The 13117-nt window shown below is 59.6% G+C and carries 13 protein-coding genes; 10 read left to right on the top strand and 3 right to left on the bottom strand.

The genetic code is table 11. The features are described 5' to 3' along the window. Positions 1–93 precede the first annotated feature (93 nt). The 4 genes from GKKCFE_RS23140 (at position 94) to trpE (ending at position 4362) form a co-directional block, all read left to right on the top strand. Positions 94–1242 (top strand): iron-containing alcohol dehydrogenase, encoded by a 1149-nt coding sequence (locus GKKCFE_RS23140; RefSeq protein ID WP_047228058.1) that lies wholly within the window; start codon positions 94–96, stop codon positions 1240–1242. Positions 1243–1320: 78 nt separating this feature from the next. After that, positions 1321–1995, top strand: a complete 675-nt coding sequence (gene rpe / locus GKKCFE_RS23135; protein WP_047228057.1) for a ribulose-phosphate 3-epimerase — start codon at positions 1321–1323, stop codon at positions 1993–1995. Then, on the top strand, positions 1992–2810 hold the full coding sequence (locus GKKCFE_RS23130) for a phosphoglycolate phosphatase (RefSeq protein ID WP_047228056.1): 819 nt from the start codon (positions 1992–1994) through the stop codon (positions 2808–2810). Before rpe ends, GKKCFE_RS23130 begins: the two co-directional genes overlap by 4 nt. A 70-nt stretch (positions 2811–2880) precedes the next feature. Continuing rightward, complete coding sequence (trpE, locus tag GKKCFE_RS23125; RefSeq protein ID WP_047228055.1) at positions 2881–4362, top strand: anthranilate synthase component I; 1482 nt, start codon at positions 2881–2883, stop codon at positions 4360–4362. Positions 4363–4469: 107 nt separating this feature from the next. Here the strand turns inward: trpE and estP are convergent, their stop codons facing one another. Then, positions 4470–6377 (bottom strand): esterase EstP, encoded by a 1908-nt coding sequence (gene estP / locus GKKCFE_RS23120; RefSeq protein ID WP_445577129.1) that lies wholly within the window; start codon positions 6375–6377, stop codon positions 4470–4472. 410 nt (positions 6378–6787) lie between these two features. Between estP and GKKCFE_RS23115 the strand changes: the two genes are divergently transcribed. The 4 genes from GKKCFE_RS23115 to GKKCFE_RS23100 are packed head-to-tail and all read left to right on the top strand — an operon-like array spanning position 6788 to position 9976. Then, positions 6788–7381, top strand: coding sequence for an aminodeoxychorismate/anthranilate synthase component II (locus GKKCFE_RS23115; protein WP_047228053.1), 594 nt, complete (start codon positions 6788–6790; stop codon positions 7379–7381). Between the two features lie 9 nt (positions 7382–7390). Next, on the top strand, positions 7391–8440 hold the full coding sequence (trpD, locus tag GKKCFE_RS23110; RefSeq protein WP_092400967.1) for an anthranilate phosphoribosyltransferase: 1050 nt from the start codon (positions 7391–7393) through the stop codon (positions 8438–8440). After that, positions 8437–9273, top strand: a complete 837-nt coding sequence (gene trpC / locus GKKCFE_RS23105) for an indole-3-glycerol phosphate synthase TrpC (protein ID WP_047228051.1) — start codon at positions 8437–8439, stop codon at positions 9271–9273. The genes trpD and trpC overlap by 4 nt, the downstream gene beginning before the upstream one ends. A 4-nt stretch (positions 9274–9277) precedes the next feature. Further along, a complete protein-coding gene (locus GKKCFE_RS23100) occupies positions 9278–9976 on the top strand; it encodes a lipoate--protein ligase family protein (protein ID WP_047228050.1) in 699 nt (232 codons plus the stop codon). Here GKKCFE_RS23100 and crp read toward each other — a convergent pair. Next, positions 9973–10617 carry a cAMP-activated global transcriptional regulator CRP gene (gene crp / locus GKKCFE_RS23095; protein WP_047228049.1) on the bottom strand — a complete coding sequence of 215 codons (645 nt, stop codon included), beginning with the start codon at positions 10615–10617 and terminating at the stop codon, positions 9973–9975. The genes GKKCFE_RS23100 and crp overlap by 4 nt on opposite strands. 234 nt (positions 10618–10851) lie before the next feature. On the opposite strand from crp, the gene GKKCFE_RS23090 reads away from it, so the two are divergent. Together GKKCFE_RS23090 and speD are read left to right on the top strand one after the other, a co-directional pair. Continuing rightward, positions 10852–11274 (top strand): OsmC family protein, encoded by a 423-nt coding sequence (locus GKKCFE_RS23090; protein WP_003206127.1) that lies wholly within the window; start codon positions 10852–10854, stop codon positions 11272–11274. Between the two features lie 239 nt (positions 11275–11513). Then, positions 11514–12308 (top strand): adenosylmethionine decarboxylase, encoded by a 795-nt coding sequence (speD, locus tag GKKCFE_RS23085; protein WP_047228048.1) that lies wholly within the window; start codon positions 11514–11516, stop codon positions 12306–12308. A 127-nt stretch (positions 12309–12435) separates the two neighbouring features. Here speD and coq7 read toward each other — a convergent pair whose 3' ends face one another. Next, positions 12436–13083: a 2-polyprenyl-3-methyl-6-methoxy-1,4-benzoquinone monooxygenase gene (coq7, locus tag GKKCFE_RS23080; protein ID WP_445577128.1), complete on the bottom strand. Its 648-nt coding sequence runs from the start codon at positions 13081–13083 to the stop codon at positions 12436–12438. Positions 13084–13117 lie beyond the last annotated feature (34 nt).

Raw genomic sequence — 13117 nt, 5'->3', positions numbered from 1 at the left:
GGATTTGCGGTGTATTCATGGGCTGAATGGAAGACAACCTTAAATACCGAGCTATCCTTGTGCCAGCCCATACGCGAATAAGAGGCCGCGCACATGAGTCTTTCCTCATTCAAGATCGCCCACAAACTGATCACCGGTGCCGCTGCCATCGAGCAACTGGCGGCCGAGCTGACGCGGCTGGATGTCGATAACCCGCTGATCGTCACCGACGCTGCGCTGGTCAAGTCCGGCACCGTGGAGCTGGCGCTGCAGCATCTGGGCGGGCGCGACTACGAAATTTTCGATCGGGTCATGCCGGACCCGGAAATCGCCATCGTTGAAGACTGCATGCAGGCCTACCGTGACGGCGGCCATGATGGCTTGATCGGCCTGGGCGGCGGCAGTGCCATCGACATTGCCAAATGCGTGGGGGTCTACGCCGGTTACCACGGCGAGCTGCAGGATATGTTCGGGGTCGATCAGGTCCCGCGCAAAGGCGCGCCCATGATCGCCATCCCCACCACGGCCGGGACCGGCTCTGAAGTCACCAACGTGGCCATCCTCTCCGACAAAGCCGCGCAACTCAAGAAAGGTATCGTCAGCGATTATCTGCTGCCGGACGTGGCGCTGGTCAGCCCGCAGATGACCCTTACCTGCCCCCGGAGCGTGACCGCCGCCAGTGGCGTCGATGCACTGGTGCATGCCATCGAGTCCTACCTGTCGCTCAATGCCTCGCCGATCACCGATGCCTTGGCTATCGGCGCAATAAAACTGATCACCCGCGCCTTGCCCAAGGCCTACGCCAACCCCGCTCATTTGCAAGCTCGCGAAGACATGGCCACTGCAAGCCTGATGGCCGGCATGGCGTTCGGCAATGCTGGGGTCGGGGCGGTGCATGCGCTGGCGTATCCGCTGGGGGGGCGCTTTCACGTGTCCCATGGTGTGGCAAACGCCTTGTTGCTGCCGTATGTCATGGCGTGGAACAAGATGGCTTGCGTCGAGCGCATGCGCGACATTGCCGAAGCCATGGGCATAAAGACCGCGCACCTGAGTGACCTTGAAGCCGCTGATGAAGCCGTGGAGGCCATGGTTGCGCTGTGTGCTGCCGTGGAAATCCCCCAGGGCCTGAGCAGCCTTGGGGTGACGGACGAAGTGATACCGTCCATGGCGGTGGAAGCGGCCGGGATCGAGCGACTGATGCGCAATAACCCACGCAAACTGAGCGCCAGCGATATCGAGAAGATCTACCGCGCGGCGTATTGATCGTCTGCCACGGTGGGCGCGCCAAATCTTGAGGTATACAATGCGCGCCATCGTGATTTCGCTCAAAACAGGTGCGTCATGCAGCCCTTCGCTATTGCTCCGTCGATTCTCTCCGCCGACTTCGCCCGCCTGGGCGAGGAAGTGGACAACGTTCTGGCCGCCGGCGCCGACATCGTGCACTTCGATGTCATGGACAACCATTACGTACCCAACCTGACCATCGGCCCGATGGTCTGCGCAGCGCTGCGCAAGTACGGCGTCACGGCGCCGATCGACGCGCACCTGATGGTCAGCCCGGTGGATCGCATCGTCGGCGACTTCATCGAGGCCGGTGCCACCTACATCACCTTCCACCCCGAAGCCACCCAGCACATCGACCGCTCCCTGCAGTTGATTCGCGAAGGCGGATGCAAGGCCGGCCTGGTGTTCAACCCGGCCACGCCCCTGGACGTGCTCAAGTACGTGATGGACAAGGTCGACATGATCCTGCTGATGAGCGTCAACCCCGGCTTCGGCGGGCAGAAGTTCATTCCTGGTACCCTCGACAAGCTGCGCGAAGCCCGCGCGCTGATCAAGGCATCGGGCCGTGATATCCGCCTGGAGATCGACGGTGGCGTGAACGTCAATAACATCCGCGAAATCGCAGAGGCCGGTGCCGACACCTTTGTCGCAGGCTCGGCCATTTTCAATGCGCCGGACTACAAAGAGGTCATTGAAAAGATGCGTGCCGAACTGGCCCTGGCCCGTCTATGAGCGGCTTTGAGCAGCTGTTCCCCGGCAGCCTGCCGCGTCTGGTGATGTTCGACCTCGACGGCACGCTGGTCGACTCGGTGCCGGACCTGGCGGCGGCCGTGGACAACATGCTGCTCAAGCTCGGTCGCCCGGCCGCCGGAATTGACGCCGTGCGCCACTGGGTCGGCAACGGCGCGCCCATGCTGGTGCGGCGGGCCCTGGCCAACCATATCGATGCCCAGGGCGTCGATGACGCCGAGGCCGAGCGGGCGCTGGAGTTGTTCAACGAAGCCTATGAAGGCAATCACGAACTGACGGTCGTCTACCCCGGTGTGCGTTCCACCCTCAAGTGGCTGCACAAGCAAGGCGTTGAAATGGCCCTGATCACCAACAAGCCGGAGCGCTTTGTCGCGCCGCTGCTGGATCAGATGAAAATCGGTCGTTATTTTCGCTGGATCATCGGTGGCGATACCCTGCCACAGAAAAAACCTGACCCGGCCGCGCTGTTTTTCGTGATGAAAATGGCCAACATCCCGGCCTCTCAATCGCTGTTCGTCGGCGACTCGCGCAGCGATGTGTTGGCGGCGAAAGCCGCCGGGGTCAAATGTGTGGCGCTGAGCTACGGCTACAACCATGGCCGGCCGATCGCCGAGGAGTTTCCCGCGCTGGTGATCGACGATTTGCGCCTGTTAATTCCCGGTTGCCTTGACCCGGCCGCTGAGATAACGTTGCCCGACGCTGTTCAATCCTCTTCTGGAAACGCCATCGTGGTGGTCACTCGCAAACTCTGGATGAAAGTCATGAAGGCCCTGGCCCGCTGGCGTTGGCGCGCCTGACCTGATTCTGGCCGGTTATCCGGCGCGTTTGCATACCTGACTGTCAGCTCCTCCTGCCACGAGGCACACCATGATCCGCGAAGAATTCCTGCGTCTAGCCGCTGCCGGCTATAACCGTATCCCGCTTGCCTGCGAAACCCTGGCCGACTTCGACACGCCGCTGTCGATCTACCTCAAGCTGGCCGATGAGCCCAACTCATACCTGCTCGAATCGGTGCAGGGCGGTGAGAAATGGGGCCGTTATTCCATCATCGGCCTGCCGTGCCGCACGGTGCTGCGGGTCCATGACCATCGTGTCAGCGTGACCCATGACGGCGTCGAGATCGAAAGCCTGGAGGTCGAAGATCCGCTGGCCTTCGTCGAAACCTTCAAGGCTCGCTACAACGTGCCTACCATCCCCGGCCTGCCGCGGTTCAACGGTGGCCTGGTGGGTTATTTCGGCTACGACTGCGTACGCTATGTGGAAAAGCGTCTGGGCACCTGCCCGAACCCGGACCCGCTGGGCGTGCCGGACATTTTGCTGATGGTCTCTGACGCAGTGGTCGTCTTCGATAACCTCGCCGGCAAGATGCACGCGATTGTCCTGGCCGATCCGTCCCGGGAAGACGCCTACGAGCAAGGTCAGAAAAGTCTTCAGGCGCTGTTGGAAAAACTCCGGCAGCCGATCACGCCGCGTCCTGGCCTGGATTTCAGCAAACAGTCGGCGGCCGACCCGGTGTTCCGTTCCAGTTTCACTCAGAACGATTACGAAAGGGCCGTCGATACCATCAAGGAATACATCCTGGCCGGCGACTGCATGCAAGTGGTGCCGTCGCAACGGATGTCCATCGACTTCAAGGCTGCGCCCATCGACCTGTACCGGGCGCTGCGCTGTTTCAATCCGACGCCTTACATGTACTTCTTCAATTTCGGTGACTTCCATGTTGTGGGCAGTTCACCCGAAGTGCTGGTGCGGGTCGAAGACAACCTGATCACTGTGCGGCCTATCGCTGGCACCCGCCCTCGTGGGGCCACGGAGGAAGCCGACCGGGCGCTGGAAGAGGACCTGCTGTCGGATGACAAGGAAATCGCCGAGCACCTGATGCTGATCGACTTGGGCCGCAATGACACCGGGCGCGTCTCGGAAGTCGGTTCGGTGAAGCTCACCGAAAAGATGGTCATCGAGCGTTATTCCAACGTGATGCACATCGTCTCCAACGTCACGGGCCAGTTGAAGGCCGGGCTGACGGCGATGGACGCCCTGCGGGCCATCCTGCCGGCAGGAACGTTGTCTGGCGCCCCGAAAATCCGCGCCATGGAAATCATCGACGAACTGGAGCCGGTCAAGCGTGGGGTGTACGGCGGGGCCGTGGGCTATTTTGCCTGGAACGGCAACATGGACACTGCCATTGCCATCCGCACCGCCGTCATCAAGGACGGTGAGCTGCACGTGCAGGCCGGCGGCGGGATCGTGGCCGACTCGGTGCCGGTGCTGGAGTGGGAAGAAACCCTGAACAAGCGCCGGGCAATGTTCCGTGCCGTGGCGCTGGCCGAGCAGACCCCAAGCGACTGAATGGAAGCTGATCAACTGTGGGAGCGAGCCTGCTCGCGAGGCGATGCATGTGTTGAACATGGCGGCCTCATCGCGAGCAGGCTCGCTCCCACACAGGGTTATCTCGATCAGAAATCCAGACTGACCCCGACATTCACTCCTTGCTGGGTAAAGTCATCGTCCTTGCGCAGCGTATAACCGCCCCGCAGGGCCAGATCGTTGGTCAACTTGTGGCTGACCCCCAGGCTCAGGCGATTCAAATGACTCTGCGGCGTATAGCCTTCAAGCGTGAAATCATTGGCCGGCAGACTGTTGAGGGCGATGTTCACTTTTTGGGTGTCGTCTTCGTACTCGCGTTCGTGGGCATATTCGCCATACACCTGGGTCTGACGGGTGAAGTTGTATTTGCCTTGCAAGCCAATGCCCAAGCGTTTCGAGTCGCGGGTCTGGTCATCGAAAGTCAGGGCGGTGGAGCGGGTGCTCTTTTCTGAATACCCGTCGACTTCCACCTTCGCATAATCGGCGCTGATAAACGGTGACAGGTGCCACTGACTGCCCGGCTGGGCAATGTCGTAGCCCAGGCGCGTGCTGAATGCCCACAGGTGACCGTCGGTGTCACCTTTCTCTTGCGCCTGGTTGACGCCCAGGTCGAACTTGCGCTCCAGGTTGTCGTAGTCGAGCTTGCCGCCGGTCAACGCGGCATCGGCCCACCAGCGGTTCTGCTGGAACTGGGCGAAAGCGGTGGCCAGGTAGCTGTTGAGTTTGTAGTCCGAATCGGCGCTGCCTGCCTCCATGTCCTGGCGGTAGAAACCGGCGGCTACACCCACGCGCCAAGCCTCGTTGAGACGATAGCTGCCACCGACGTTCAGGCTGTAGCCGCTGCCGTCGGCGCTGGCGCCACTGTTTTGGCTGTCGATGTCCAGGTGCTGGCCGCCGCCTGCGACGATCGCCCGCCATTGGCCGACGGCTTGCCAGTTCTCCCAGTCCGATTGCCACTGGCTGCGTAATTCATCCTGGTGGGCGCGCAAAGTCGAGTGGGCCATTTCCGGCAGCAATGTCAGCTCCCATGGCGCCGCGAGCAGGGAAAAGGCGTAATCGGCGATCAGTTGCTGTCCGGCCTCGGTGGGGTGGACCGAGTCGTTATAGATCAGCTTGGTGGGGTCTGGCGTCGCGCTGTTGATGCCATAGGTGGGGTTTTCCGTGCAGCCGTTGCCGCTGAAGCAGGTGGCGGTGAGGTTCTCGCCGGTGGCGAGGCCGAATCGTGCTGGATCGGCGAAACTTTCCTGCAGCAGTAGCGGAACGTTCAGTGGAATGATTTCGGCATCAATGCCTTGCAGCCGCGTGACCAGTTGCTGGTTGAACTGGTTGCTGAGCTGCGAAACGGCGTCTTGCAAAGGCGTGCCATTGAGCGCAGGGGTCAGGCCCAGGTCGGGCAGCAGCCAGACCATCACATAACGGGCTCCGGCGGTTTGCAGCACCTGGACACTGTCGGCCAGGCGGTCCGCGGCGGCGTTCGCCTGGGCGGGGGTCAGTACCAGGCCCTGGAGGAAGTCGTTACCGCCCCCGGAAAGGTAGTACAGCGCGTTCGGGTCGGCACGCAGGCCGTTGGACAGCAGGTATCCGTCACGGCTGCGTTCGCCAGTGTCGGAAACGCCGGTAATCGACTCGAGGATCTGGTCGGTGCGATACCCGCCCACGGCCCAGTTGTTGCCATCGGCCTGGCCTTCGCTGGCACGAACCGCCGAGGTGGATGCCGCGGTTTCATCATCGGAAAAGCCCAACCGTCCGCCCAGCAGTTGGGTGGAATTGAGGGAATAGGATTCGCCGCTTCCGTCGAGATAGAGCGGGCCGGTGCGGTTGGTAAAGCGTTGCGTGGCCCCGGACGGACCGTCCGGGTCGGCAAACTGGCCGGCATCGTTGAGGCTGTCGCCAAACACGATGAAGCTGGAGTAGGGATTGGGCGCGGCGCTCGCCTGGGCGCAGGCCATTGCCAGCAGACAGCCGGCCATTGGTACGAACAACGTTTTTCTTAGCATGAGAAAGTCCGTTTTTATCTTATTGTTGTTAGAAAACGAAACGACAGTACCAAAAACTTCCGGCGTTTTGCCATCCATCAGGCTCGTCGCGATTGTTTCAAAGCCCTTCGGGGGTCGTCATATTGCGTGCACCGTCCAGCTAAGCTACTGTGCCGGAACGTATGAACGAGACTTCCCCTGTGTCGATTGTCAGCAAACTTCTGGATCAATTGATCAAGGCACACGCCCGTTGGCGTTGGCGCGCCTGAACGTTCTCTGCCGGCTTGGCCGGACCTGTACCGATTTGCCTTCTTTACCCGCTTGAAAGTCGCTTCGCTGGCTCATCACACGCCTCGCCAAGCGCAACACCGCGCGGGTCACTCTCCGAAGGCTGTATTTCAAGTCAGTGAATTCAATAGGTTGCTTACGCCATGTTGCTGATGATCGATAACTACGACTCTTTTACCTACAACGTTGTGCAGTACCTGGGCGAGCTGGGCTCCGAGGTCAAGGTCGTGCGCAACGACGAACTGACCATCGCCGAAATCGAAGCCCTCAAGCCCGAGCGCATCGTGGTCTCTCCCGGTCCTTGCACGCCGACCGAAGCGGGCATTTCCATCGAAGCCATCAAGTATTTCGCCGGCAAGCTGCCGATCCTGGGTGTCTGCCTGGGGCACCAGTCGATCGGCCAGGCCTTTGGCGGCGACGTGGTGCGCGCCCGGCAAGTCATGCACGGTAAGACTAGCCCGGTATTTCACGAGAACAAGGGCGTGTTCGAAGGTCTGAATCTTCCGCTGACCGTCACCCGCTACCACTCCCTGATCGTCAAGCGCCAAACCCTGCCAGATTGTCTGGAACTGACCGCCTGGACTCAGCTCGAGGACGGCTCTGTGGATGAAATCATGGGGCTTCGTCACAAAACGTTGAATATCGAAGGCGTGCAATTTCACCCCGAGTCTATTCTCACCGAACAGGGTCACGAGCTGTTCGCCAACTTCCTCAAACAAACCGGCGGCACGCGCTAAGGACTTTTCATGGATATCAAGACAGCCCTGAGCCGTATCGTCGGCCATCTCGACCTGAGCACCGACGAAATGCGCGATGTGATGCGCGAAATCATGACCGGCCAATGCTCGGATGCGCAGATCGGCGCGTTCATGATGGCCATGCGCATGAAGAGCGAGAGCATCGATGAGATCGTCGGCGCGGTTTCGGTCATGCGCGAGCTGGCGGACCAGGTCGAACTCAAGACCCTGGATGGCGTGGTGGATGTGGTGGGCACCGGCGGTGACGGCGCCAATATCTTCAACGTCTCCACTGCCTCGGCCTTCGTCGTCGCCGCGGCCGGTTGCACCGTTGCCAAGCATGGCAATCGTGCGGTCTCCGGCAAGAGTGGCAGCGCCGACCTGCTGGAGGCGGCCGGGATCTACCTGAACCTGACGCCAGTACAGGTGGCGCGTTGCATCGATAACGTGGGCATCGGTTTCATGTTCGCCCAGACCCACCACCGCGCCATGAAGTACGCCGCCGCGCCGCGTCGTGATCTGGGCCTGCGGACGATGTTCAACATGCTCGGCCCGCTTACGAATCCGGCCGGTGTGAAGCATCAAGTGGTCGGTGTGTTCAGCCAGGCATTGTGCCGGCCCCTGGCCGAGGTCTTGCAACGTCTGGGCAGCAAGCACGTGCTGGTGGTCCATTCGAAGGATGGCCTGGACGAATTCAGCCTGGCTGCACCCACGTACGTGGCTGAATTAAAAAATGATCAGATCAGCGAGTATTGGGTCGAACCTGAAGACCTGGGCATGAAGAGCCAGAGCCTGCATGGGCTGGCGGTGGATGGGCCGGCCCAGTCGCTGGAGCTGATTCGCGATGCCTTGGGGCGCCGCAAGACTGAAAATGGCCAGAAGGCCGCCGAGATGATCGTGCTCAATGCGGGCGCCGCGTTGTATGCGGCGGATCACGCCAGCAGCCTCAAGCAGGGCGTGGAACTGGCCCATGATGCGTTGCACACCGGCCTTGCCAGGGAAAAACTCGAAGAGTTGGGTGCATTTACCGCCGTATTCAAAGTGGAGAACGAAGGATGAGTGTGCCAACGGTTCTGGAAAACATTCTGGCTCGCAAGGCTCAAGAGGTTGCCGAACGCAGTGCTCGGGTCAGTCTGGCAGAGCTGGAAACCTTGGCGCGGGCAGCGGATGCGCCGCGTGGCTTTGCCAAGGCGCTGATCGATCAGGCCAAGAGAAAGCAGCCAGCGGTGATTGCCGAAATTAAAAAGGCTTCCCCCAGCAAAGGCGTGATTCGTGAACACTTCGTCCCCGCCGACATCGCCAAGAGCTATGAGAAGGGCGGTGCGACTTGCCTTTCGGTGCTGACCGATATTGATTTTTTCCAGGGCGCCGATGAATACCTCAAACAGGCGCGGGAGGCGTGCAAGCTGCCGGTGATTCGCAAGGATTTCATGATCGATCCTTACCAGATCGTTGAAGCCCGAGCCCTGGGCGCAGATTGCGTGCTGTTGATTGTGTCCGCCCTGGACGATGTAAAAATGGCCGAGCTGGCGGCGGTCGCCAAAGGCGTGGGCCTGGATGTCCTGGTAGAGGTCCACGATGGCGAGGAGCTGGAGCGGGCCTTGAAGACCCTCGATACTCCGCTGGTCGGGGTGAACAACCGCAACCTGCATACTTTCGAAGTCAGCCTGGAAACGACTCTGGATTTGTTGCCGCGTATTCCGCGTGATCGCTTGGTGATCACCGAGAGCGGGATCCTGAACCGAGCCGATGTCGAGCTGATGGAAGTCAGCGATGTGTATTCGTTCCTGGTGGGCGAAGCGTTCATGCGCGCGGAAAATCCGGGTACCGAGTTGCAACGTCTGTTCTTCCCTGAACGCGGTGTTCCGATAAGCGGTTCGACGCTGGATTGATTCAATGTCGCCGGTGATTTCCCTGACCGTCGAAGCCGGTCTGCAAGCCGAACAGGATTTGCTGGCCAGCATCTGTGCAGGCGACGCTGAGTTCGGCTTGTTGTTCTGGCAGCCCAATGATCGCGCGCTGGTCATGCCTCGTCGTTTGAGTCGTTTACCGGGGTTCGAACACGCCTGCCAAATCTCGGCGGCCCACGACTGGCCAGTGCTGCTGCGCGAAACCGGCGGTGAGCCGGTGCCGCAGTCTGCCGCCACCGTCAATATCGCCCTGGTTTACGCTCCGCCGCGTAGTGAAGGCGACCATGGCCGCATCGAAACCGGTTATCGCCGGTTGTGTGATCCGATCTGCCAGTTATTGGATGAGCTGGGTGGGGTGGCTTCGTTGGGTGAAGTCGAGGGTGCGTTCTGCGACGGTCGATTCAACGTCAATCTCGACGGCCGGAAAATGGTCGGCACTGCTCAGCGCTGGCGTCAGAGCAAGGGCGGCCAACGCCCGGTGGGTCTGGTGCATGGAGCCCTGTTGCTGGAGAACGAACGCGAATCGATGGTTGCCGCGGTCAATCGTTTCAATGAAGCCTGTGGCCTGGCGCAGCGAGTGCGCGCCGAGAGTCATATCGCCTTGCATGAAAAATTCCCGGCGCCTCACGCGTTGCAGCGGCTTGAGGCGCTGTACCGGGAACTGCTGACCAGGCTGCTCGCCTAGCGCGTCCCAAACACCACCATGGTCTTGCCTTTGACGCTGACCAGGTTGCGCTCTTCCAGATCCTTGAGCACACGACCGACCATCTCCCGCGAGCAACCCACAATCCGCCCGATTTCCTGGCGCGTCACCTTGATCTGCATGCCGTCCGGGTGGGTCATGGCATCGGGTTGCTTGCACAGTTCCAGCAAGCAGCGGGCGACGCGACCGGTCACGTCGAAGAAGGCGAGGTCGCCCACCTTGCGGGTAGTGTTGCGCAGGCGCTGTGCGATTTGTCCGCTGAGGACGTACAGAATGTCCGGATCCTGCACCGACAGTTCCCGGAACTTGCTGTAGCTGATCTCCGCGACCTCACATTCGACCTTGGCCCGTACCCAGGCGCTACGTTCCTGTTCTTTGCCTGCCTGTTCAAACAATCCAAGTTCGCCGAAGAAATCCCCGGCGTTGAGATAGGCGATGATCATTTCGCGACCGTCATCATCCTCGATCAGGATCGTGACCGACCCTTTGATGATGAACGACAGGGTGTCGGAGCGATCGCCCGCGCAGATGATGTTGTGCTTGGCCGGGTAGCGGCGACGCTGACAATGCATCAAGAGTTTGTCGAGATTCTTGATCTTGGGTGTGGGAGTAATGGCAACCATGGTTGTATCCCGAAAGACTGCGCGGTGTATTGATTTGGATTTTTTGTGGGGCGCGACTGGCAATCGCTATAGCTGGCCATACGCCAGCTAATTGGCGCCAGCTTAACAGAGGCGTCCCTAATTGATTTGAGAATTTACCTACACGTATTTGTCATGCGTCCTAAGGCAGAAGCCGCCGTGGCGGGGGGCTGTGCTAAGCTGGCGACCCTTTTTTCAGACAGTGGAGTCTTGGCGATGAAGGCACGCATCCAATGGGCTGGCGAAGCCATGTTCCTCGGTGAGTCAGGTAGCGGTCATGTGGTCGTCATGGATGGCCCGCCAGAAGCCGGAGGTCGGAACCTGGGTGTAAGGCCGATGGAAATGCTCCTGCTGGGCGTGGGCGGCTGCAGTAACTTCGACGTGGTCAGCATCCTTAAAAAATCGCGCCAGGCCGTCGAAAGTTGCGAAGCTTTCCTGGAAGCGGAGCGCGCCACCGAAGACCCGAAAGTGTTCACCAAGATTCACATGCATTTCGTGGTGAAGGGGCGTGCCTTGAAGGAAGCCCAGGTCAAGCGCGCCATTGAGCTGTCAGCCGAGAAATATTGCTCGGCTTCCATCATGCTCGGCGCCGCCGGTGTTGAAATCACTCACGATTATGAAATCATCGAATTGGGTTGAATCGACATCCAACCATCATAAAAGCAGTGCAAGCTCTGGCGATCAGAAGCCGACCTCTGCATAATGCGCCACTTTTTTCAGGGCAGTGATCGGTCCTCCGGCCGGTCCCTTGTCTGGACAGACAACCAAAATCGCCATCGCGAAGAGGTGTTAACCGTCCTACGCAGGTGCGTCGTTCGCATCTGACGGGCATGCTTGATCACGCGGCCAGGCCGCAATACATAGAGAGTTTTCAAACGGTGAAAAGCAAACTCAAGCTCCATGGGTTCAATAACCTGACAAAGACCTTGAGCTTCAACATCTATGACATCTGCTATGCGGAAACCCCGCAGGACCAGCAGGCCTACGTCGAGTACATCAATAAAGAGTACAACGCCAAGCGCCTCACGCAGATCCTCACGGAAGTTGTCGATATCATTGGTGCCAACATCCTGAACATCGCCAGTCAGGACTATGAACCCCAAGGCGCCAGCGTGACCATTCTGATCTCGGAAGAACCGGTGACACCGACCGACAGCCAGATCGAAGAGTCCCCGGGCCCATTGCCGGAAATCATCCTGGCCCACCTCGACAAGAGCCACATTACGGTACATACCTACCCGGAAATCCACCCGGTGGATGGCATTGCGACGTTCCGTGTGGACATTGACGTGTCGACCTGTGGCGTCATTTCACCGCTCAAGGCACTCAATTTCCTGATTCACCAGTTCGACTCGGACATCGTGACGGTGGATTATCGCGTGCGTGGCTTTACCCGCGACGTTGAAGGCCACAAGCACTTTATTGATCACGAGATCAACTCGATTCAGAACTATCTCTCCGAAGACACTCGCGACGCGTACCAGATGACCGACGTGAACGTGTATCAGGAAAACCTGTTCCACACCAAAATGCTGCTCAAGAACTTCGAGCTTGATAACTACCTGTTCGGGGACGCTACCAGCAACCTTTCTGCTGAACAGCGGGATCAGGTGGAAGACCGTGTGAAACACGAGATGCTGGAAATTTTCTACGCGCGCAACATGCCACGCTGAAGGTTTCAGCTACAAAAAAGGCGGCTCCCCATGGGAGTCGCCTTTTTTAGTTTCTGTAGAACGTGGATGAACGCTCAGGCCTGCAACGCTGTGGCGTGGGTATAACCCCTTCGCCACCCTTGCACGATCAGATTCGATAGGTGCTCTTGGTCATGACCTTGGCCAGCAGGCTCATGCCGAACTTCACCGGCGCTGGAAAACGAAACCCTCCGGCCTCGAGTGCACTTTCGGCGTGGTGCTCTTCATCCTCGCGCATCTGCTTGAGAATCGCCCGGGACTTTTCGTCCTCGGCCGGCAACTGCTCCAAGTGCTCATTCAGGTGTTTGCACACCTGATGTTCAGTGGCCGCCACAAAGCCGAGGCTGACTTTGTCGCTGATCAGCCCGGCCACTGCGCCGATTCCAAATGACATCCCATAAAACAACGGGTTCAGGACGCTGGTATGGCTGCCCAGTTGGTGAATGCGTTGTTCGCACCAGACCAGATGGTCGATTTCTTCCTCGGCGGCATGCTCCATCGCCTCACGTACCTGGGGCAGCTTCGCCGTCAGCGCCTGGCCCTGATACAGCGCCTGGGCGCAGACTTCACCGGTGTGGTTGATGCGCATCAGCCCAGCGACATGGCGGGTTTGCTCGTCACTCATTTGCACGTCTGGCTGCACGATAGCCGGCGATGGACGGTAGGGCTGACCACTGAAGGGCAGCAGCGTACGCATCGCGGTATCAGCTTGCAGCAGTAGACGGTCAATCGGTGAGTAGTGACGTTGGGTAGTCATGCTTACCTCCGGGAAAAATCTCGGCGGCCAGTTT

It is taken from the genome of Pseudomonas sp. E141 (genome assembly GCF_052659885.1).
The sequence above is the reverse complement of the archived record's forward strand: the minus strand, read 5'-3'. Positions and strand labels throughout refer to the sequence as shown.